Source organism: Kitasatospora sp. NPDC056446, assembly GCF_042796115.1.
Taxonomy (GTDB): Bacteria; Actinomycetota; Actinomycetes; order Streptomycetales; family Streptomycetaceae; genus Kitasatospora.
Genome location: NZ_JBHTRF010000050.1, coordinates 12,313 through 33,583 on the forward strand (window position 1 = coordinate 12,313; position 21,271 = coordinate 33,583).

The 21,271-nt window shown below is 73.0% G+C and carries 17 protein-coding genes; 11 read left to right on the forward strand and 6 right to left on the reverse strand.

All coding sequences use genetic code 11. The features are described from left to right. Nucleotides 1-289 precede the first annotated feature (289 nt). Nucleotides 290-2,071, forward strand: coding sequence for a glyoxylate carboligase (gene gcl, locus ACFQ6N_RS26970; RefSeq protein ID WP_380654115.1), 1,782 nt, complete (start codon nt 290-292; stop codon nt 2,069-2,071). A gap of 152 nt (nt 2,072-2,223) precedes the next feature. Continuing rightward, nucleotides 2,224-2,712, forward strand: coding sequence for a glutathione peroxidase (locus ACFQ6N_RS26975; protein WP_380654117.1), 489 nt, complete (start codon nt 2,224-2,226; stop codon nt 2,710-2,712). 43 nt (nt 2,713-2,755) lie between these two features. Here ACFQ6N_RS26975 and ACFQ6N_RS26980 read toward each other — a convergent pair whose 3' ends face one another. After that, nucleotides 2,756-3,676 (reverse strand): LysR family transcriptional regulator, encoded by a 921-nt coding sequence (locus tag ACFQ6N_RS26980; RefSeq protein ID WP_380654120.1) that lies wholly within the window; start codon nt 3,674-3,676, stop codon nt 2,756-2,758. Between the two features lie 96 nt (nt 3,677-3,772). On the opposite strand from ACFQ6N_RS26980, the gene ACFQ6N_RS26985 reads away from it, so the two are divergent. The 6 genes from ACFQ6N_RS26985 to ACFQ6N_RS27010 all read left to right on the forward strand — a co-directional run bounded on the left by ACFQ6N_RS26985 (nt 3,773) and on the right by ACFQ6N_RS27010 (nt 9,053). After that, nucleotides 3,773-4,477: a succinate dehydrogenase cytochrome b subunit gene (locus ACFQ6N_RS26985; protein WP_380654122.1), complete on the forward strand. Its 705-nt coding sequence runs from the start codon at nt 3,773-3,775 to the stop codon at nt 4,475-4,477. Beyond that, nucleotides 4,474-6,417, forward strand: coding sequence for a fumarate reductase/succinate dehydrogenase flavoprotein subunit (locus ACFQ6N_RS26990; protein WP_380654125.1), 1,944 nt, complete (start codon nt 4,474-4,476; stop codon nt 6,415-6,417). Before ACFQ6N_RS26985 ends, ACFQ6N_RS26990 begins: the two co-directional genes overlap by 4 nt. Next, entirely contained in the window at nt 6,414-7,151 is a 738-nt protein-coding gene (locus ACFQ6N_RS26995) for a succinate dehydrogenase/fumarate reductase iron-sulfur subunit (RefSeq protein ID WP_380654127.1), read from the forward strand. The genes ACFQ6N_RS26990 and ACFQ6N_RS26995 overlap by 4 nt, the downstream gene beginning before the upstream one ends. Nucleotides 7,152-7,533: 382 nt before the next feature. After that, the gene (locus ACFQ6N_RS27000; RefSeq protein ID WP_380654130.1) at nt 7,534-7,839 is read left to right on the forward strand and encodes a hypothetical protein; all 306 of its coding nucleotides are present in this window, start codon (nt 7,534-7,536) and stop codon (nt 7,837-7,839) included. 297 nt (nt 7,840-8,136) lie between these two features. Further along, the gene (locus tag ACFQ6N_RS27005) at nt 8,137-8,670 is read left to right on the forward strand and encodes a DUF6232 family protein (RefSeq protein WP_380654132.1); all 534 of its coding nucleotides are present in this window, start codon (nt 8,137-8,139) and stop codon (nt 8,668-8,670) included. Then, the gene (locus tag ACFQ6N_RS27010; protein ID WP_380654134.1) at nt 8,667-9,053 is read left to right on the forward strand and encodes a hypothetical protein; all 387 of its coding nucleotides are present in this window, start codon (nt 8,667-8,669) and stop codon (nt 9,051-9,053) included. The genes ACFQ6N_RS27005 and ACFQ6N_RS27010 overlap by 4 nt, the downstream gene beginning before the upstream one ends. An 82-nt stretch (nt 9,054-9,135) precedes the next feature. Here the strand turns inward: ACFQ6N_RS27010 and ACFQ6N_RS27015 are convergent, their stop codons facing one another. Further along, entirely contained in the window at nt 9,136-10,071 is a 936-nt protein-coding gene (locus ACFQ6N_RS27015; protein WP_380654137.1) for a DUF2797 domain-containing protein, read from the reverse strand. Between the two features lie 469 nt (nt 10,072-10,540). Here ACFQ6N_RS27015 and ACFQ6N_RS27020 point away from each other — a divergent pair, with 469 nt between their 5' ends. The 3 genes from ACFQ6N_RS27020 (at nt 10,541) to ACFQ6N_RS27030 (ending at nt 16,352) form a co-directional block, all read left to right on the forward strand. After that, a complete protein-coding gene (locus ACFQ6N_RS27020) occupies nt 10,541-12,661 on the forward strand; it encodes a restriction endonuclease (protein ID WP_380654139.1) in 2,121 nt (706 codons plus the stop codon). Nucleotides 12,662-12,876: 215 nt separating this feature from the next. After that, the gene (locus ACFQ6N_RS27025) at nt 12,877-13,647 is read left to right on the forward strand and encodes an ABC transporter ATP-binding protein (protein ID WP_380654142.1); all 771 of its coding nucleotides are present in this window, start codon (nt 12,877-12,879) and stop codon (nt 13,645-13,647) included. Nucleotides 13,648-13,715: 68 nt separating this feature from the next. Then, a complete protein-coding gene (locus tag ACFQ6N_RS27030; protein ID WP_380654144.1) occupies nt 13,716-16,352 on the forward strand; it encodes an ABC transporter permease in 2,637 nt (878 codons plus the stop codon). Between the two features lie 281 nt (nt 16,353-16,633). On the opposite strand, the gene efeU is transcribed toward ACFQ6N_RS27030, so the two are convergent. From efeU to ACFQ6N_RS27050, 4 genes are all read right to left on the reverse strand, one after another. After that, nucleotides 16,634-17,482: an iron uptake transporter permease EfeU gene (gene efeU / locus ACFQ6N_RS27035; protein ID WP_380654147.1), complete on the reverse strand. Its 849-nt coding sequence runs from the start codon at nt 17,480-17,482 to the stop codon at nt 16,634-16,636. 43 nt (nt 17,483-17,525) lie between these two features. Further along, complete coding sequence (gene efeB / locus ACFQ6N_RS27040) at nt 17,526-18,845, reverse strand: iron uptake transporter deferrochelatase/peroxidase subunit (protein WP_380654150.1); 1,320 nt, start codon at nt 18,843-18,845, stop codon at nt 17,526-17,528. A gap of 239 nt (nt 18,846-19,084) precedes the next feature. Then, nucleotides 19,085-20,233 carry an iron uptake system protein EfeO gene (gene efeO / locus ACFQ6N_RS27045; RefSeq protein ID WP_380654153.1) on the reverse strand — a complete coding sequence of 383 codons (1,149 nt, stop codon included), beginning with the start codon at nt 20,231-20,233 and terminating at the stop codon, nt 19,085-19,087. Between the two features lie 128 nt (nt 20,234-20,361). Further along, entirely contained in the window at nt 20,362-21,177 is an 816-nt protein-coding gene (locus ACFQ6N_RS27050) for an ABC transporter ATP-binding protein (protein ID WP_380654155.1), read from the reverse strand. Nucleotides 21,178-21,271: the final 94 nt, after the last annotated feature.

Sequence of the window (21,271 nt, forward strand, 5' to 3'; positions counted from 1 at the left end):
GCAGGCCGACCCCGGACACCGACCCTTCACCGGCACTGCACACCGGGTGCGCTTCCCGGCCCGGAGCGTCCGCTTCCCCGCGTACACCAGCGCGGTTGCCGTCCTGACGTGCGAACTCTCCGCCGCCGGCACACCCCCGGCCGGGCTTCCACATTCTGTTGAAGTCCCCCTTGACGCCCCGACGAGGCCCGCCCTACCTTGTTTCCACATACAGAAACCGTTCTTCCGTATGGTGGAATTCAGGAGATGAGCCCTCCGAGCCACTGCGGGCCGACGCAGGAGAGACCCGATGCCTCGTATGACAGCCGCCCGCGCGGCCGTGGAGATCCTCAAGCTCGAAGGCGTTGAGGTCGCGTTCGGCGTGCCCGGCGCAGCCATCAACCCGTTCTACGCCGCCCTCAAGGCCTCCGGCGGCATCAGCCACACGCTGGCCCGCCACGTCGAGGGCGCCTCCCACATGGCCGAGGGCTACACCCGCGCCAAGGCCGGCAACATCGGTGTGTGCATCGGCACCTCCGGCCCCGCCGGCACCGACATGATCACCGGCCTGTACTCGGCGATCGCCGACTCCGTCCCGATCCTGTGCATCACCGGCCAGGCCCCCGTCGCCCGGCTGCACAAGGAGGACTTCCAGGCCGTCGACATCGCCTCGATCGCCAAGCCGGTCACCAAGGCCGCCACCACCGTGCTGGAGGCCGCCCAGGTCCCCGGCGTGTTCCAGCAGGCCTTCCACCTGATGCGCTCCGGCCGTCCGGGCCCGGTCCTGATCGACCTGCCGATCGACGTCCAGCTGACCGAGATCGACTTCGACCCCGAGGCCTACCAGCCGCTCCCGGTCTACAAGCCCGCCGCCAACCGGATCCAGATCGAGAAGGCCATCGCGCTGCTCCAGCGCTCGGAGCGCCCGCTGATCGTGGCCGGCGGCGGCGTCATCAACGCGGACGCCTCCGCGCTGCTGCTGGAGTTCGCCGAACTCACCGGAGTCCCGGTGATCCCGACCCTGATGGGCTGGGGCATCGTCCCGGACGACCACGAGCTGAACGCCGGCATGGTCGGCCTCCAGACCTCGCACCGCTACGGCAACGAGAACTTCCTCGCCTCCGACTTCGTCCTCGGCATCGGCAACCGGTGGGCCAACCGCCACACCGGCGGCCTGGACGTCTACACCGCGGGCCGCACCTTCGTCCACGTCGACGTCGAGCCCACCCAGATCGGCAGGATCTTCGCCCCCGACCTCGGCATCGCCTCCGACGCCAAGGCCGCGCTGGAGCTCTTCGTCCGGGTCGCCGGGGAGCTCAAGGCCGCCGGGCAGCTCAAGGACCGCAGCGCGTGGGCGGCCGCCACCCAGGAGCGCAAGGCCACGCTCCAGCGCCGGACCCACTTCGACAACGTGCCGCTGAAGCCGCAGCGCGTCTACGAGGAGATGAACCGGGCCTTCGGACCGGAGACCCGCTACGTCACCACCATCGGCCTGTCCCAGATCGCCGGCGCGCAGATGCTGCACGTCTACAAGCCGCGGCACTGGATCAACTGCGGCCAGGCCGGCCCGCTGGGCTGGACCATCCCGGCCGCGCTGGGCGTCGCCACCGCCGACCCCGAGGGGCAGGTCGTCGCGCTCTCCGGCGACTACGACTTCCAGTTCATGATCGAGGAGCTGGCGGTCGGCGCCCAGCACCGGATCCCGTACATCCACGTGCTGGTCAACAACTCCTACCTCGGCCTGATCCGCCAGGCGCAGCGCAACTTCGACATCGACTTCCAGGTCAAGCTGGAGTTCGAGAACATCAACGCGCCCGAGCTGGGCGTCTACGGCGTGGACCACGTCAAGGTCGCCGAGGGCCTGGGCTGCAAGGCGATCCGGGTCACCGAGCCGGAGGGGCTGCTGCCGGCCTTCGAGGAGGCCAAGAAGCTGGCCGCCGAGTTCCGCGTCCCGGTCGTGGTCGAGGCGATCCTGGAGCGGGTCACCAACATCGCGATGAGCGGCACCGACATCGACAAGGTCAACGAGTTCGAGGACCTCGCCACCCTCCCCGAGCACGCGCCGACGGCGATCAGGCCGCTCGCTCTCTGAGCCGCCGCGCGGGGGCGTACGAGCCGCTCCGCACGCCCCCGCACCCTCGCGCCTCCGGAACACCGGCGGTGCCGGCACGGTTGACCCGTCCGGGGCCGCTACCGTGTGCCCGGGCGATAACCCGCTGCCGACCTGCCGAAAGGACCACCACCGTGAGCCTGTACGACATCCCGCTGCGCACCCTCGCCGGCGAGCCCACCTCGCTGGGCGACCACAAGGGCAAGGCCCTGCTGATCGTCAACGTCGCCTCCAAGTGCGGCCTGACCCCGCAGTACACCGGCCTGGAGAAGCTCCAGCAGCGGTACGCCGCGCGCGGCTTCACCGTGCTGGGCTTCCCCTGCAACCAGTTCGCCGGGCAGGAGCCGGGCAGCGCGGAGGAGATCCAGACCTTCTGCTCGACCACCTACGGCGTCACCTTCCCGCTGTTCGAGAAGCTCGACGTCAACGGCGACGACCGGCACCCGCTGTACGCGCAGCTGACCCAGGTCGCCGACGCCGAGGGCGAGGCCGGGGACGTCTCCTGGAACTTCGAGAAGTTCCTGGTCTCGCCGGACGGCACCGTCGCCGCCCGGATCCGCCCCCGGGTCGACCCGGAGTCGGCCGAGCTGACCGCCGCGATCGAGGCCGTCCTCCCGGCCTGATCGCGCGACCGACGGGGAGGGCCGCGTCCGGCGGCCCTCCCCGTCACAGCAACAGGCGGGTCCCCGGGGGGAGTTCGCCCGAGCGGGCGGCGTCGCGCAGGTGTGCCAGGAGGGTGTCGCGCAGGGCCTCGGCGGCCCGGGTGAGCGGTACTTCGTGGCCGTGCGCCACGGCGATGGTGCGGCCCAGGCCCGGCCCGGCGAAGGGCGTCACCGCGAGGCCCGAGCGGGCCGCCACCATGCCGGGCACCACGGCGGGCCCGAGCCCGGCCCGGACGAAGCCGAGCACCGCGTCCATCTCGCCGCCCTCCACCGCGAACTCCGGCTCGAACCCGGCCGCCCGGCAGGCCGCCAGGGTCGCCTCACGGACGTCGTAGCCCTCCCGGAACATCACCAGCGGGCGCCCCCGCAGCTCCGCCACCCGCGCCCTGCGCCGGGCCTGCCGTTCGGCGGAGACCAGGACCAGTTCCTCGTGCAGCAGCTCGGTGACGGCGAGGGCGGGCGCGGCCTCCCCGCGAGGCGGGGTGATGATCAGCGCGAGGTCCAGCTCGCCCGCCGCCAGCCAGCGCACCAGGTCGCGCGAGCCGCCCTCGCGCACCCCAAGCGCCACCCCCGGGTAGCGGTCCCGGAACACCCGCAGCACGTCCGGCACCAGGCTGGTGCACAGGCTCGGCGGCGCGCCGAGCCGGACCCTGCCGCGGCGCAGCTGGACCGTCTCCTGGACGGCGAGCCGGGCGCTCTCGGTGTCCGCGAGGATGCGCCGGGCCAGCGGCAGCAGGGCGTCCCCGGCGTCGGTCAGGGCGATGTTGCCCCGGGTGCGGTGGAACAGTTCGGCACCCAACTCCCGCTCCAGCGAACGGATTTGTTGCGACAGGGACGGCTGGGCGACGTGTGCCGCCTCGGCCGCCCGGGTGAAGTGCCGGGTCTCGGCGACGGCCAGGAAGTAGCGGAGTTGCTGGAGCTGCACACGGCCAGGATAGGCCGCATCGATAGCCTAGGCCTATCGTGGTGAGCCGCATCATGTCTTGGACGCACCCTGGCGGCCGTCCCTACCGTTGCTGCCATGACAACCGCGACTCGGACGGCCCGGCATCCGTCCACCCTGGCGACGCTCTGGCGGTCGACCGTCGGCAAGAAGGCGGTCATGGCCGTCACCGGACTGGCCATGCTGCTGTACCTGGTCGCACACATGCTGGGCAACCTCAAGGTGTTCGCCGGCCCGGACGACATCAACGGCTACGCGGCCTGGCTGCGGACCATCGGACAGCCGTTCCTGGGCCACGCGTGGTTCCTGTGGATCGCCCGCTTCGGCCTGCTCGCCGCCGTCGTGCTGCACGGCGTCTCGGCCTACCAGCTCAGCCGCCGCGACCTCGCCGCCCGGCCGAGCAAGTACGTCCACAAGCGCCGCCGGGCGAGCTACGCGACCCGGACGATGCGCTGGGGCGGGGTGATCCTGGCGCTGTTCATCGTCTGGCACATCCTCGACCTCACCACGCTGACCGTGAACCCGGCCGCCCAGGAGGGCCACCCGTACCAGAACATCGTGGCCTCGTTCGGGAACTGGTACTCCTGCCTGATCTACATCGTCGCGATGCTCGCCGTCGGCCTGCACATCCGGCACGGCTTCTGGAGCGCCGCGCAGACCCTCGGCGCCAACAACGCCCGACGGGACCGGGCGCTCAAGCTGACCGCCGACGGCCTGGCGCTGGTGCTGACCGTCGGCTTCCTGTCCGTCCCCGTGGCCGTGATGTTCGGAGTCGTCAAATGAGCTACCTCGACTACACCGTCGGCGAGCCGGTCGCCGACGCCAAGGCCCCGGCCGGGCCGATCGAGCAGCGCTGGGACCAGCGGCGGTTCGACGCCAAGCTGGTCAACCCGGCCAACCGGCGCAAGCACACCGTGATCGTGGTCGGCACCGGCCTGGCCGGCGGCGCGGCCGGCGCCACCCTGGCCGAACAGGGCTACCACGTCGTCCAGTTCTGCTTCCAGGACTCCCCGCGCCGGGCCCACTCGATCGCCGCCCAGGGCGGCATCAACGCGGCCAAGAACTACCGCAACGACGGCGACTCGATCCGCCGGCTGTTCTACGACACCGTCAAGGGCGGCGACTTCCGGGCCCGCGAGTCCAACGTGCACCGGCTCGCCCAGGTGTCGGTGGAGATCATCGACCAGTGCGTGGCCCAGGGCGTCCCGTTCGCCCGCGAGTACGGCGGCCTGCTGGACACCCGCTCGTTCGGCGGTGTCCAGGTCTCCCGCACCTTCTACGCCCGCGGCCAGACCGGCCAGCAGCTGCTGCTCGGCGCCTACCAGGCGCTCTCCCGGCAGATCGCCGCCGGGAACGTGGAGCTCCACGCCCGCACCGAGATGCTGGACCTGCTGGTCGTCGACGGCCGGGCCCGCGGCATCGTCGCCCGCGACCTGGTCACCGGCGAGATCAGCAGCCACACCGCGGACGCCGTCGTCCTCGCCACCGGCGGCTACGGCAACGTCTTCTACCTCTCCACCAACGCCAAGAACTCCAACGCCACCGCGATCTGGCGGGCGCACCGGCGCGGCGCGCACTTCGCCAACCCGTGCTTCACCCAGATCCACCCGACCTGCATCCCGCGCTCGGGCGAGCACCAGTCCAAGCTCACCCTGATGAGCGAGTCGCTGCGCAACGACGGCCGGATCTGGGTGCCCAGGGCGCAGGGCGACACCCGGCCGCCGGCCGAGATCCCCGAGGAGGAGCGGGACTACTACCTGGAGCGGATCTACCCCGCCTTCGGCAACCTGGTGCCGCGCGACATCGCCTCCCGGGCGGCCAAGAACGTCTGCGACGAGGGCCGCGGCGTCGGCCCCGGCGGCCAGGGCGTCTACCTGGACTTCGCCGACGCGATCCGCCGCCTGGGCCGGGACGCCGTCGAGGCCAGGTACGGCAACCTCTTCGAGATGTACGAGCGGATCACCGCCGAGGACCCGTACCGGGTGCCGATGCGGATCTACCCGGCGATCCACTACACGATGGGCGGGCTCTGGGTCGACTACGACCTCCAGACCACCGTCCCGGGCCTGTTCGCGATCGGGGAGGCCAACTTCTCCGACCACGGCGCCAACCGGCTCGGCGCCAGCGCGCTGATGCAGGGCCTCGCCGACGGCTACTTCGTACTGCCGCCCACCCTCAACGACTACCTGGCCCGCAACCCGCTGCCCGCCGTCCCGGCCGACCACCCGGTGCTCGCCGACACCGCGGCCGAGGTCGAGGACCGGCTCCACCTGATCCTCGCGGTGGACGGCGACCGCACCCCCGACTCCTTCCACCGCGAACTCGGCGAACTGCTCTGGGACGAGTGCGGGATGGCCCGCGACGCCGCCGGGCTGCGGCGGGCGCTGGAGCGGATCCCGCTGCTGCGCGAGGAGTTCTGGCGCCGGATCAAGGTGCCCGGCACCGGGCAGGAGCTCAACCAGTCGCTGGAGAAGGCCAACCGGCTCGTCGACTACTTCGAGCTGGCCGAGCTGATGTGCCTGGACGCCCTGCACCGCGCCGAGTCCTGCGGCGGCCACTTCCGCACCGAGAGCCAGACCCCCGACGGCGAGGCCGCCCGGCGCGACGAGGAGTTCACCTACGCCGCCGCCTGGGAGTTCACCGGCACCGGCGAACCGCCCGTCCTCCACCGCGAGGACCTCGACTTCGAGCACGTCCACCCCACCCAGCGGAGCTACGCGTGAACCTCACCCTGCGCATCTGGCGCCAGACGGGCCCGGACGCACCCGGGTCGATGACCACCTACCGGGTCAGCGGGATCAGCCCGGACATGTCCTTCCTGGAGATGCTCGACACCCTCAACGAGGAGCTGATCACCCGCGGCGACCAGCCGGTCGCCTTCGACCACGACTGCCGCGAGGGCATCTGCGGCGCCTGCGGCATGGTGATCAACGGCGAGGCGCACGGCCCCGAGCGCACCACCACCTGCCAGCTGCACATGCGGCACTTCGAGGACGGCGACACCATCGACGTCGAGCCGTGGCGGGCGGCCGCCTTCCCGGTGGTCAAGGACCTGGTGGTGGACCGCTCGGCCTTCGACCGGATCATCGGCTCCGGCGGCTACATCACCGCCCCCACCGGCAGCGCCCCGGAGGCGCACGCCACGCCCGTCCCCAAGGAGGCCGCCGACACCGCCTTCGAGCACGCCGAGTGCATCGGCTGCGGCGCCTGCGTGGCGGCCTGCCCGAACGGCTCGGCGATGCTGTTCACCTCCGCCAAGGTCGTGCACCTCAGCGTGCTGCCGCAGGGCGCGCCGGAACGGTCGGCCCGGGTGCGGAACATGGTCGGGGCGATGGACGCCGAGGGCTTCGGCGGCTGCACCAACACCGGCGAGTGCGCGACCGCGTGCCCCAAGGGCATTCCGCTGCCGAGCATCGCGGCGATGAACCGGGAGTTCCTGCGGGCCGCCCGCGGCTGACGCTCCCCCGCATACGGTCGGATCCGCCGGCCATCGGCCCCCCGCGTTCGGTGCTCGTCGCGGGGGGCCGACGCATGGCCGGCACATGGCCGTGCACGTGCACGTGCAGCCGACCGTGCACGGTCATCTCCCTTTCCCCGTACGGGTGGTGGATCGGCCCGAGCGGTGCTTCCCGGCCGAAAACCGCGCTACGGTGGTGCTCCGCCAGGGAAGGACGGCATATGCCCCAGGTTCAGTCCTGCGCCGGCTGCGGCGGGTCCGGGGGGACCCAGAAGACCGAGGCAACGGTCGAACTGGACGAGGAAGGAAGCATGGTGCCCAGGGTCCACGAATTCTGGTCGCCGTGCGGTCGGTGCCACGGATCCGGGACGGTGATCGTCGGATGAGGTTGGTCTTCGAGTGCGTCGAGTGCGGTGGGCACTACCTGCCGCCCGAGGACATGGTGTACCCGGACGGTCCGGCCTCGCCGGTCTGGTGCACCGGCTGCCAGGACGCCAACCGGGCGGCCGGGGTCCGGGAGGACCCGCTGCTGGCCCGGGTCGCCCTGGCCGCCGCCCGGGCGGCGCTCGCCCGGCAGGTCGCCGAGGCCGCCGAACCGGCCCCGCGCGCCGACGTCCGCCCGTCCCGTCCGCCGCAGTCCCGCCGGGCCCGGTCCGGCCCGGGCGGGGTGCGCAGCAAGCTGGCCTGAGCACCCGGGGCCCGCCCGGGCGGAGGCGCCGACCGGCCGTCAGATACCGCTTTCGACAAAGCGCTTGTGCGATCGCGGAGAGTGCTGGTTTATTGTCGTCCCGCGCTCGACAGCCTTGGGGGAATGTCCATGCAGCCGATCGATCCGGCTGATTCGCATCGGGTCGGCCAGACCGGGTCCACTCCGTTCATGCCGCCACCGCCGCCGTCGCCGCCTCCGCCGTCGGCGCCTCCGGCGGGGGCGGTACCGGTCCCGGGCCTGTCGGCCTCGGTCGGCCGGGCCACCATCCGGGTGGCCGTGACCAAGCGGATCCTCTGGGTCGGCAACGCGGCCTACCCGCTGGCGACGATCGCCCGGGTCAGCACCACCGTCATCGTCGCGAACCGGCCGGCCGCGGTCATGCGGTTCCTCAAGGTCGCGGGGAGCATCGTGCTGGCCGCGCTCGGGCTCCTGGCGATCGCGAACGCCTCCGGCAGCCTCGGCTCGTCGAGCTCCTACGGCAACGACGGGAGCTCCGGCTCGGGCTGGATCATCGCCGTGGCGACGCTGCTCGTGGTGGCCTACTTCGTGGCCGACACCCTGCCGGTCCTGGTCCAGCCACGTCTGCACGCGCTGACCGTGGACACGGCCGGGCCGCCGACCGCGCTCCTGGCCTGGCCGACAGCGGAGTCCGCGTTCGAGTTGCAGGCCGCCATCACGCAGGCGATCGAGAACCCGCAGATCGAGTTCCAGCAGTTCGTCAGCAGCGTGGTCGTCGACCTGCGGCGCTACCACTTCGGCGACAGCGTCAACATCTACGGCGGCCAGGGGAACACGGGGGTCAGCAAATGAGCGGCGACGGACTCGGCGACGGCTTCGGGCACGCCCCGCACGTCCACATCGGCGACCGGGTCGACATCCACGGCGACCACAACATCGGCATCCAGCACAACAGCGGCCCGGCCGGTGACCGGGCGCTGCCGCCGGAGGCCGTCCGGCTGTTCGCCCAGCTCGCCGCCGCGGTCGCGGAGCTGGCCCACGACGGCCGGGTCCGCGAGGAGGACCGGCGGCGCTTCGCCGCGGCCCTTCCGGTGCTGACCGAACCCGCCGCCCAGGAGCGGAGCCTGCGACAGGACACGCTCTACCTGCTGGCCGGCCTGGCCCAGCGCATCGGCGAGATCGCCGCCCCGGCGCTGGGCCTGGCGAACCAGTTGCTCGCCCTGATCAGCGGCTGACCCGACCGCCCGGCCCGTCGAACTCCGCGCGGACGCACGTCCGACGGTCCACAACCCTGCCGGTCGGGAGCGGCCGCCGGGATCAGAAGAGGGCTTCCTGGGTGTCCGGCTCCGGCGGGCGGACCCGCTCGCGCAGCGTCAGCCCCTCGGACGGGCGGCCCGCCACCGGCGTGAGCGTCCAGCCGGTGAGCCGCCGGGTGTCCAGCAGCAGCGGGCCGGGGCCGTCGGCCTGGTCCAGGAAGAGGTGCTTGCCGATCGGCGCCCGGAGCCAGCCCGCGAGCACCGCGCCGTCGGTCAGCCCGGCGATCTCCCGGTAGGCCTCCGGGGCCCCGCCCGCGAGGCCGTAGCGCTCGACGTGGTCCACCACCGGGCGGTCGGCGAGCCGCTCCACCGCGTGGCCGTCCAGCAGCCGGTGCGCCCGGCCGCGGGCCTCGGTCAGCACCGAGCGGCGGTACGGGACGTCCCCGTGCGACCACCAGTGGTCGGCCTTGAGCCGGGACGTGTACCGCTCGCGCGCCAGACCCGAGGCGGCGACGGTGAGTTCGGCGCGCCGGACCGCCGGGAGGGCGCCCCGCGCGGTGAACGCGTAGGCCAGCGCGCCCTGTTCGAGCAGCCGGCTGTCGCCGCGCTGCTCGGCGGTCAGCCCGACCTTCAGCAGGCCCTCGCCGAACCAGGCGAGGTAGAGCAGGTAGGTGCGGCCGTCGTCGAGGATCTGGTCCCGTGCGAGGGCGAGGCCGCGGTCCACGCTCTGGCAGGCCGGGCACTGCGTCGCGCCGCCGTCCGGGTCGATCACCGCGTGGTGCGGGCACGGGGTGCGCTCCACCGCCCCGACCAGCCAGGCCCCGGTGCAGCGGCGCGGGCCGCGGAGCAACCAGCCGACCTCCGCTCCGCGCTCGACGGCGCGCTCGTGCACCCGGGTGCCGTGCACGGCACCGAGCACGGCACGGCCGTCCCGCCAGCTCAGGCCGGTGGAGATCCAGCCCGCGGGCCGCTCCGGGTGCGGCGCTGCGATCGTCACGTCTCTCCCTGCCGTCGGTCACCGGCGAGCCTACCCGGCGCCACCGACAGGCCGTCCCCGGTCACCGGATCCGTCCGGTTCCGCCGCCGCGCACGCGCGATCCGGACAGGCTGCCGCCCGCCCCGCCGGCGACGGCCGTGCTCGACGGCGAGCACCGCGACGCCCATGAACGCGGCGGCCGCTTCATCCCCTGGGAGAACCCCGACGCCTGGGTGGACGACCTCCGCCGCACCTTCCGGGGCCGCCGGCCCTGAACCCGGCGCCGCGCCGCGGCCGCCCGCCCGTGCGCACCGGCGCCGACAATCGCCGAGGCGCCCCGCAGGTCGCGGGCGCGTGGCCGGGTGGGGTGCCCACGTTCTATTGTGGCGGGCGCGGTCGGCGGCGTGGCCGGGAGGCGACGACGCGCGGCCGGGGTCGGCAGCGAGGCGAATGGGGTGGACGGACGGTGTCGGGGCGGCGGAGCAGCGGGGTGCTGGCGATCTGGGCGGAGGCGCAGCGGCAGCAGCAGCGCCGGGACGAGGCCCGGTGGCGCGCCGAGGCGGCGGAGGAGCGTCGGCGGGAGCGCGAGCAGCGCGAGGCGCAGCGGGCGAGCGCCCGCAACGAGCGGGAGGCACAGCGTGCCCACCAGCAGTCGCGGGAGGCGGAGGCGGCCCGGCGGACGGCCGAGCTGGACGCCCGGGTCGAGGAGTTGAGGGGCCTGCTGGCCGCCGGGCTGGCCGCGCCGGCGTTCGGTCCGCAGGCGCTGCTGGCGCCGAGCGCGGTGCCGCCGTTCGATCCGGGGCCGCTGGGCGAGCCGGTGGAGATGCCGGACCAGGCGTCGGCGGGCTACTTCGTGCCGCCGCCGGATCCGGTCCAGGCCCGCAACCCGGGGGTGCGGCGGCAGTACGAGCAGTACCTGGCGCAGGCGCGGGCCCGGTTCGAGCAGGACTGGTACGCCGCGCAGGCCCGGGAGGCGGACCGGCAGCGCCGGCTGGCCGCGTACCACCGGGACTACCTGGCCTGGGCGGAGCAGTTCCGCCGCCAGGACGAGGAGCGCGGGACCCGCACCGAGGAGTTGCTGCGGCGGCTGCGGGCGGGCGAGCCGGAGGCGGTGCAGGAGTACTTCACGGCGGGCCTGTACGCCTCGGCGGCGTGGCCGGAGGGCTTCCCGCACCGGCTGGTGGCGGCCTTCGACGCGGCGGGCCGGCAGCTGGTGGTGAACTGGGAGCTGCCCGGGCCTGACGTGGTGCCGGCCGCCGCCCGGGTGCGGTACGTGAAGTCGGACGACCGCGAGGCCGAGGTGGCCCGCCCGGCGACGGAGCGCAAGGCGCTGTACCGGGAGGTGCTGGCGCAGTCGGCGCTGCGGGTGGTGGCGGAGCTGTTCCGGGCGGACCGGGACGGGCTGCTGGACTCGGTGGTGCTGAACGGCTTCGTGCTGGGCATCGACCCGGCGACGGGCCGGGAGGCCGAGCGTTTCGTGTCGACGCTGTCGGCGGCCCGGGCCGGGTTCGCCGGTCTGGCGCTGGACCGGGTGGCCCCGCTGGAGTGCTTCCAGGGCCTGGGCGGCCGGTTGTCGGCGCGCCCGGAGCGGCTGGACGAGGTGCGTCCCGACCGGCGGCCGGAGTCGGTCGGCGGGAGCCTGGCCGGTCACGGCGGCGAGGACGAACCAGACCTGTTCGAGATGGACCCGCTGGAGTTCGAGGAGCTGATCGCCGAGCTGTTCCGGCTGCGCGGCTTCCGGGTGATGACCACGGCGCGCAGCGGCGACGTCGGGGTGGACGTGGTCGCCGAGGACCTGGACCCGGTCACCGGCGGCACGATCGTCATCCAGGCGAAGCGCTACAAGAAGACCGTCCCGCCGACGGCCGTGCGCGACCTGGAGTCCACCGTCCGCCACCACGGCGCGATCAAGGGCATCCTGGTCACCACGGCGGGCTTCGGCCGCGGCTCGTACAGCTACATCGAGGGCAAGCCGCTGACCCTGGTGAGCGGTCCGGAGCTGGTCGGGCTGCTGGCGGAGCAGGGGCTGCGGGGCCGGCTGGGCGGCGGCCCGGCCCCGGCCGCGGTGCCCGAGGCGGAGGCCGCGCCGGCGGGCGGGGAGACCGCGCTCACGGTGAGCTGGCAGAGCCGGACGGCGGGCGGGGACCCGGTCGAGCTGGACGTCACCGCGTTCCTGTGCGCCGACGGCCGGGTGCTCAGCGACGAGCACTTCGTGTTCTTCAACAGTCCGCAGGATCCGGACGGCGCGGTGCGCCTGCACCCGACCCGGTCGGTGCCCGGTGAGCCGACCCGGGCGGCCCGGCTGACCCTGGACCTGCACCGGCTGCCGGCCGCGGTCGACGAGGTGGTGGTCGCCGTCTCCACCGAGGAGGAGGAGCCGCCGGCGCTGCCGCTCGGCTACGTGTTCGGGCTGGCCGTCGCCGCCGCGTACGGGACGGGTTCGGGCGGCCCGGCCGCGTGGGCGGGCACGACCGGCGGGGTGCCGGACTCCGCGATGCTGCTCGGCGCCTTCCGACGGGCCGACGGCGGCTGGGAGTTCAGCCCGTCGGGCCGGGCGGTGACGAACGGTCTGACCGGGCTGGCCACGGCGTTCGGCGTGGCGGTGGAGTAGCGGGGAGCCCCCGGCCCCCGGAGTCGGGAGCCACTGGCTCCGGGGTCGCCGGCCACCGGCCGTCAGGGTCGGTGTCATACCTGAGGAGGAGAGCGCCCCCGCCGGACCACCGGGTCGGCGGGGGCCTGCCGTCCCGTCGGCATACGCATCGCGTTCGAACAGCTTGGGAGGATGGAACGGAACCCGATTATCCGCATCACGTCCCAGGAGTTCACGTGACGTTCCCCGCAACCGCCGTCCGCACCGGCCTGGCAGCAGCCCGCGCCACCGGCCTGAACAAGGTCTACGGGGAGGGCGAGACCCGCGTCGTCGCCCTCGACAACGTCAGCGTCACCTTCCCCCAGGGCGAGTTCACCGCGATCATGGGCCCGTCCGGCTCCGGCAAGTCGACCCTCATGCACTGCATGGCCGGCCTCGACACCGTCACCTCGGGCTCCTCCACCATCGGCGACACCGAGCTCGTGGGCCTGAAGGACAAGCAGCTCACCCAGCTGCGCCGCGACCACATCGGCTTCATCTTCCAGGCCTTCAACCTGCTGCCGACGCTGACCGCGCTGGAGAACATCACCCTCCCGATGGACATCGCCGGCCGCAAGGCCGACAAGGAGTGGCTGGACCGCGTCGTCGACACCGTCGGCCTCTCCGGCCGGCTCAGCCACCGCCCGTCCCAGCTCTCCGGCGGCCAGCAGCAGCGCGTCGCCTGCGCCCGCGCCCTCGCCGGCAAGCCCGACATCATCTTCGCCGACGAGCCCACCGGCAACCTCGACTCCCGCTCCGGCGCCGAGATCCTCTCCTTCCTGCGCAACTCCGTCCGCGAACTCGGCCAGACCGTCGTCATGGTCACCCACGACCCGGTCGCCGCCGCCTACGCCGACCGCGTCGTCTTCCTCGCCGACGGCCGCATCGTCGACGAACTCCACCACCCCACCGCCGACACCGTCCTGGACCGCATGCGCCGCTTCGACGCCAAGGGCCGCACCAGCTGACCCGACGCCGGCCCGCGAGGGCCCCGAGGCCACCCGTCCCCCGAGTACCCCAGGACTGACAACCCCTCATGTTCCGCACCGCACTGCGCAATGTGCTCGCCCACAAGGGCCGACTGCTGATGACGACGCTCGCCGTCATGCTCGGCACCGCCTTCGTGGCCGGCACGCTCGTCTTCTCCGACACCCTCGGTGAGGCGCTCAGGACCCAGAACTCCAAGAGCTACACCGACATCGCCGTCACGGTCAGCGACCGCGAGGCCGGCAGCCGCGGCTACGACCACGGCGGCCGGGCCGCCACCGGGCCGGCCCTCACCGAGGAGACCCGCGCCAAGGTCGCCGCGCTGCCCGGCGCCGCCGAGGCGCGCGGCGTGGTCAGCGGCTTCGCCGGCATCGCCGACAAGAAGGGCGCGCTGATCGGCAACGGCTTCTCCACCACCGGCACCAACTACGTGCCGGGCGCCGACGGCACCGACCCGCGCTACCCGCTGGCCGAGGGCCGGGGCCCGAAGAACGCCACCGAGATCGCCCTCGACACCAAGACCGCCGACAAGGGCGGCTACAAGGTCGGCGACACCGTCCGGGTCGCCGTCAACGGCCCGGTGATGGAACTCAAGCTCACCGGCACCCTGCACACCAACGACCCGCGCGTCACGGCCGGCGGCTCGCTGGCCGCCTTCGACACGGCCACCGCCCAGCAGCTCTACCTGAGCCCGGGCCGCTTCGCCGAGCTGGACGTCAAGTCCAAGCCGGGCACCGACGACGCCGCGCTGCTCACCGCCGTCAAGCAGACCGTCCCGCAGGGCGACAACATCGAGGCCAAGACCGGCCGCGAGCTCGCCGACGAGCAGGACCGGATGATCAAGCAGGGCACCAGGGTCCTGAGCGCCTTCCTGATGGGCTTCGCGGCCATCGCGCTGTTCGTCGGGATCTTCATCATCGCCAACACCTTCTCCATGCTGGTCGCCCAGCGCACCAAGGAACTGGCCCTGCTGCGCGCCGTCGGCGCGACCCGCCGCCAGATCACCCGCTCCGTGCTGATCGAGGCACTGCTGGTCGGCCTGACCGCCTCGGTCGCCGGTCTGCTGGCCGGCATCGGGATCTCCGTCGGGCTCAAGGCGTTCCTCAACGGCCCGATGGACGCCAACCTGCCGGACGGCCCGCTGATCGTCGCGCCCGGCACGGTGATCACCGCGATCGCGGTCGGCGTGCTGGTGACCGTGCTGGCCGCCTGGCTGCCCGCCCGCCGGGCCTCCCGGATCGCGCCGGTGGCGGCGATGAGCTCGGCCGAGCAGCCCGCCACCCAGAAGAGCCTGGTGGTCCGCAACACCCTCGGCCTGCTGTTCGCCCTGGCCGGCGCGGGCTCGCTGGCGGCCGGTGTGGGCGGCAAGGAGGTCAAGCTGGTCGGTCTCGGCGCGGGCGCGCTGCTGATCGGCGTGTTCGTCCTCACCCCGCTGCTGTCCCGGCCGCTGATCGCGCTGTTCACCCCGCTGCTGCGCGCCGTCTACGGCACGCCGGGCAAGCTGGCCAAGGAGAACGCCGTCCGCAACCCGCGCCGCACGGCCGCCACGGCCTCGGCGCTGACCATCGGCGTCACCCTGATCACCTCGCTGACCGTGGTCGGCGCCTCGGTGAACAAGGCCGTGGACGACGCCGCCGCGAACGACCTCAAGGCCGACTACGCGGTCACCATGGAGAACTACTCGATGCTCTCCCCCGAGGCCGCCACCCAGATCGCCAAGGCGCCCGGTGTCAGTGCGACGAGCGTGGTGCGCACCGTCCCGGTGAAGACCGGCGCGGGCGCCGCGAACGGCTCGGCGGGTTCCGACGCCTCGAACGGCTCGGAGGCCTCGGACGGCTCGGACGGCTCGGACGGTTCGGGCACCGAGTGGCTGACGGTGGTCGACGCCACGACCATCGACCGGCTGGTCACCGTCAAGGTCAAGGAAGGCTCGGCGGACGCCCTCAAGCAGGGCCGGCTGATGGTGAGCTCCGGCAACGCCGAGCACAACGGCCACAAGGTCGGCGACACCCTCCCCGTCAGCTACCCCGACGGGAGCAAGGGCTCGCTCACCGTCGGCGCCGTCATCGAGGCCAACTCGGTGCTGGCCGGGATCGTCGCCCCCGACGCCGTGGTCGGCCCGCACGCGCTGCCCGGCTCCGGCCTGGACAAGGTCCTGGTCAAGGGCGCGAACGGCCCGACCGGCGAACTGAAGCAGGCCCTGCGCGACGCGACCGGCGGCAACCCACTGATCGCGATCAAGGGCGAGAAGGACATCAAGGCGGAGAACCGCCAGATGCTCAACGGGATCCTGAACATGATGTACGGGCTGCTCGGCATGTCCGTGGTCATCGCGGTGCTCGGTGTGGTCAACACCATGGCGATGTCGGTGTTCGAGCGCCGCCGGGAGATCGGCATGCTGCGGGCGATCGGCCTGGACCGGCTCGGCATCCGCCGGATGGTCCGACTGGAGTCGCTGCTGATCGCGCTGTTCGGCGGGCTCGTCGGGGTCGGCCTCGGCATCCTGGTCGCCTGGGCGGGCGTCCGGACGCTGGCGGACGACCTCAAGGGCATCACCACCGTGGTGCCGCCGGTGCAGACCGCCGGCTTCCTGCTCGCCGCCGCCGTGATCGGCCTGCTGGCCGCCCTCTGGCCGGCCTACCGGGCGTCCAGGCTGGACATCCTGGACGCGATCAAGAGCGCGTAGCCCGGACGTACGGAAGGAGCCCCCGGGGCGGTTCGGTCGAACCGCCCCGGGGGCTCCCGCGCGTCACGGCCCCCCACGGGTGGGTAGTCGGGGGTTCTCCCCCCAGCACGACCCCGGCGGGCGGCCCGGTTCCGGCTGTGACATGACGAAACCGCCCCTCATGACGGAACAGCCCCTCATGACGGAACCGCCCCGCCCGGCGGAAGGCCGGACGGGGCGGTTCGGTGCGATGCGGTGCGGCGCCGGGGCTGTGTGGCGCCGGCGCCGGGCGGGCTGTCGGGTCAGGCGGCCGGGGTGGCCGTGACGGGCTTGGCCGGCTTGGCCTTGCCGCCGCCACCGAGGACGTTGAAGAAGACGGCCAGCGTCGGCACCAGGTAGAGCAGCCAGACCACGATCTGCAGCACGGTCGGGTCGGGCTGGAAGTTGAACACGCCCTTCAGCAGGGTGCCGTACCAGCTGTCCTTGGGGATGGTGCTGGAGATGTCGAAGGCCAGGCTGTGCAGGCCGGGCAGCCAGCCGGCCTCCTGGAGGTCGTGCACGCCGTAGGCGAGGACGCCGGCCGCGACCACGACCAGCATCGCGCCGGTCCAGGTGAAGAACTTGGCCAGGTTGATCTTCAGCGCGCCCCGGTAGAAGAGCCAGCCGAGCACCACCGAGGTGAGCAGGCCGAGCGCGGCGCCGATCAGCGGGTTCCAGCCGTCACCGGTGGCCTGCACGGCCGACCAGATGAACAGCGCGGTCTCCAGGCCCTCGCGGCCGACGGCCAGGAACGCGGTGACGACCAGGGCCGTGGTGCCCATCGCGATCGCCGCGTCCAGCTTGCCGTGCAGCTCGGTCTTCAGGTGCCGGGCGGTGCGCCGCATCCAGAACACCATCCAGGTCACCAGGCCGACCGAGATGATCGACAGCGTGCCGCCGAGCGCCTCCTGGGCCTCGAAGGTGAGCTGGTTGGAACCGAACTGCAGCACCGCGCCGAAGGCCATCGAGAGCACGACGGCGGCGCAGACGCCGAGCCAGACCGGCGGCAGCTTGTCCTTGCGGTCGGTCTTGACCAGGTAGGCGATCAGGATGCAGACGACCAGGCTGGCTTCGAGGCCTTCGCGCAGGCCGATCAGGTAGTTGCCGAACACGCGGGCTCCTGGGGTGTCGAGGTGGTACGAGGGGGTCGCGGGGTCAGCCGAACAGGGCCTGGCCCCACCACTCCCCCGGCTTGCGCACGCCCGCCGGGCAGGCGAAGTGGGCGGAGCCGACGTGCTGGATGTACTCGTTGAGCTTGTCGCTCGCCGCCAGGCGGTTCTGCAGCGGCACGAAGGCCTTGCGGGTGTCGCGCTGGTAGGCGAGGAAGAACAGGCCGGCGTCCAGGCGGCCGAGGCCGTCGGTGCCGTCGGTGAAGGAGAAGCCGCGGCGCAGGATCATCAGGCCGTCGTTGGCGTCCGGGTGGGCGAGCGCGACGTGCGAGGTCGCGGGCATCGCCTTGAGGTCCGGCGCGTCGTGCTCCTTCGGCTTGCCGTACGGGGCGCCCTCGCCCTTGGTGCGGCCGAAGGTGTCCTCCTGGTCCTTGAGCGAGGCGCGGTCCCAGGTCTCGATGTGCATCCGGATCCGCCGGGCGACCAGGTAGGAGCCGCCGGTCATCCACTCGGGGCCGTCGCCGGGGGCGGCCCAGACGTGGTCGGCGAGCTTCGCGGTGTCGTTGCCCGCGATGTTGTGGGTGCCGTCCTTGAAGCCCATCAGGTTGCGCGGGGTCTGCGCGTCCGGGGTGGTGGAGGAGGTCTTGCCGAAGCCGAGCTGGGACCAGCGGATGTTGACGGTGCCCATGCCGATCCGGGCCAGGTTGCGGATCGCGTGCACGGCGACCTGCGGGTCGTCGGCGCAGGCCTGGACGCAGATGTCGCCGCCGCTGCGGGTCGGGTCGAGCTTGTCGCCCTTGAAGTTCGGCAGGTCGACGAGGGCCTCGGGCCGCTTGGCCCGCAGGCCGAAGCGGTCCACGGGCTGTCCGTCCGGGCCGGGCTTCTCGAACAGGCTCGGCCCGAAGCCGATGGTGAGGGTGAGCCGGGAGGCGGGCAGGCCGAGGGCCTCGCCGGTGTCGTCCGGCGGCGCCTCGGGCAGGCCGGTGGCGGCGCCGGTGCCGACCTCGCGGCCGCCGGTCATCGCGGCGGCGGCCTTGGTCCACTCCTTGAGCAGCTTCACCAGGGACTCCCTGGTCGCCTTCTCGGAGACGTCGAAGGCGGCGAAGTGCAGCCGGTCCTGGACCGGGGTGGAGATGCCGGACTGGTGCTCGCCGTAGAAGGGCACCTCGGCGCCGGCCGGGGCGGCGGGCGCCGGGTCCGGGTCGTCCTGCCGAGTGGCCGCGGCGACCGAGCCGACGGCGGCGGCGCCGAGCGCGACGCCCGCGCCGGCCCAGCCGATGACGGCGCGTCGGCTGACCGCGCCCCTGGTCGCGGCGGCGTCGGTGGCGGCCGGCGTCCCGTTCTGCTGCTCGTTCTCGGCGTCCATCGGCGGGCGGGCCCTTCTCGGTACTGAAACTGCTCTGGGTGCTACTGGACTGCTCCGGGTGCCGCGGAACCGCTCGGCCGGCCGGACCGTGCCGACTCACGGATGCCGTGGCGGCCGGTCTCGGCCGCCACGGCGTCGGTGCGGTGGTCGTGCGGGTGGTCGGGCGGTGGCCCGGTGCAGCGGTGGCGCGGGTGAAGCGGTGGCGCGGTGGTGCGGTGGTGCGGGAACCCGTGGCCGGGTTACTTGACGACCACGGCGGCGGCCAGCTTCGAGAGCGGCTCGCCGAGCGAGTTGACCGCGTCGGAGAAGGCCTTGCGCTCGGCCTCGGTGACCTTGTCGTAGGAGGTGAAGGTGCCGTCGGCCTGCTTGTACTTGGCGAGCAGGGCGTTGATCGCGGCGAACTCGGAGTCCAGCGTCTTGGCCAGCTCCGGGTCCTTCTCGGAGGCGACCGGCTTCAGCAGCTCGTAGGCCTTCTGCGCGCCCTCGACGTTGGCCTGGAAGTCGGCCAGGTCGGTGTGGCTGTAGCGGTCCTCCTCACCGGTGATCTTGTTGGTGGCGACCTCGTCCAGCAGCTCCTTGGCGCCGTTGGCCATGCTGGTCGCGGTGATCTCGGCCTCGGGGATCTTCTTCTGCCAGTCCTTGAGGTCGTTGACCAGCTGGTCGGCGAGCTTCTTCTCGTCGTCGCCGATCGTGCCGTCCGCCCAGAGGGACTTCTCCAGCTTGTGCCAGCCGGTCCACTGCTGGCCGGCCTCGACCTTGTCCTCGCGGGTGTCGGTCTTGGGGTCGACGTCGCCGAAGCTCTCGGCGACCGGCTCGGTGCGCTCCCAGCCGGTGCGCGAGGGGGCGTACAGCGACTTGGCCTTCGCCAGGTCGCCGGCCTTGATGGCGGCGGCGAACGCCTCGACGGCCGGGACGGTGGCGTCGGCCTGCTCCTGGGCGTAGGTGCGGTAGGCGGCCACGGCGGCTTCCAGGCGCGGGTCGGCGGGCGCGGCGCTGCCGCTCGCACCGGTCACCGTGATCTTCTGGCGGATGCCGTCGCCGACCATGCCGGGCTTGCAGGCGACCTCGTACGAGCCGGCCTTGATCTCGGCGTTGATGCTGGCCTTGGTGCCCGGGCCGATGTTCTCGCGCTCGGTGATGATCTTGTCGCCGTCGCCGTAGACGTAGACCTCGGTGGTCTTGGAGCCCTTGTTGCTGATGTCCAGCACGACGTGCCCGGCCGGGAAGGTCGTCTTGGAGACCTCGCAGGCGGTGTCGGTCGCGTTCACCTTGACCGCGTCGGAGGAGCCCGCCTTGTCGTCCTTCTTGGAGGCACAGCCGGCCAGGGCTGCGGTCGCCACGGCGAGGGTGAGCAGCGCGGCTGCGGTGGAACGGCGACGGGCGGACATGCGGGCTCCAACGGAAAAGGGCATGGGGGTGCCAAGGAGGGTGGGGGTCGGCGGACCGACGCCCCGTCGTTAGCTAAGGCATACCTTACGTAAGGATGTCCGAGCGTCCACACCCACCCCCTGAACCGTTACCTTCCCGGCGTGCGGCGGGCGGCGGCCCGGGCCGTCCAGCGGCCCTCGTGCCGGCTGATCCGGATCGGGTGGCCGAAGGTCTCGCTGATCAGCCCGGTGGTCATCACCTCGTCCACCGGCCCGGCCGCGACGCACTCGCCCCCGCGCAGCAGCAGGGCGTGCGTGGTGCTCTCCGGCAGCTCCTCCAGGTGGTGGGTGACCAGCACGCTGGCCAGCTCCGGGTGCTGGTGGCGCAGCAGGTCGAGGCTGTCCAGCAGCAGTTCGCGGGCGGTGAGGTCCAGCCCGGTGGCGGGCTCGTCGAGCAGCAGCAGCCGGGGGCTGGGCATCAGAGCGCGGGCGATCAGGGCCCGGCCGCGCTCGCCCTGGGACAGCGTGGTCCAGGGGGACTCGGCGATGGCGGCCATGCCGAGGGTCTCGATCAGCTGCTCGGCCCGCTCCAGCACCTCCGGGCCCGGCTTGCGGTGCCACTCCGGCTCGATGGTGTTGGTGTGCCCGGTGAGCACCACCTCGCGGACGGTCAGCGGCGAGCGCAGCGGGTGGCGCGGGTTGACGTGCCCGAGGTGGGCGCGCAGTTCGCGGATGTCGACCCGGCCGAGCCGGCGGCCGAGCACGTCCACCTCGCCGCGGGTGGGGTGGGAGACCGCGCCGAGCAGGGCCAGCAGGGTCGACTTGCCCGCCCCGTTCGGGCCGAGCAGCGCCCAGTGCTCGCCGGGCCGGATCTCCAGGCTGATCCCGCGCAGCAGGTGGCGGCCGTCGCGCACGACGTCCACGTCCCTGGTGCGCAGCAGCGGGCCGTCGAGGGGCAGGCTCATGGGCTCGGGTCTCCGATCGCGGCGCCGGGCAGGGCACCGGGCTGGGTGCGGGCGCGTCGCGTCGCGGCGCCGGACGGACCGGCGCCGTCCGTCC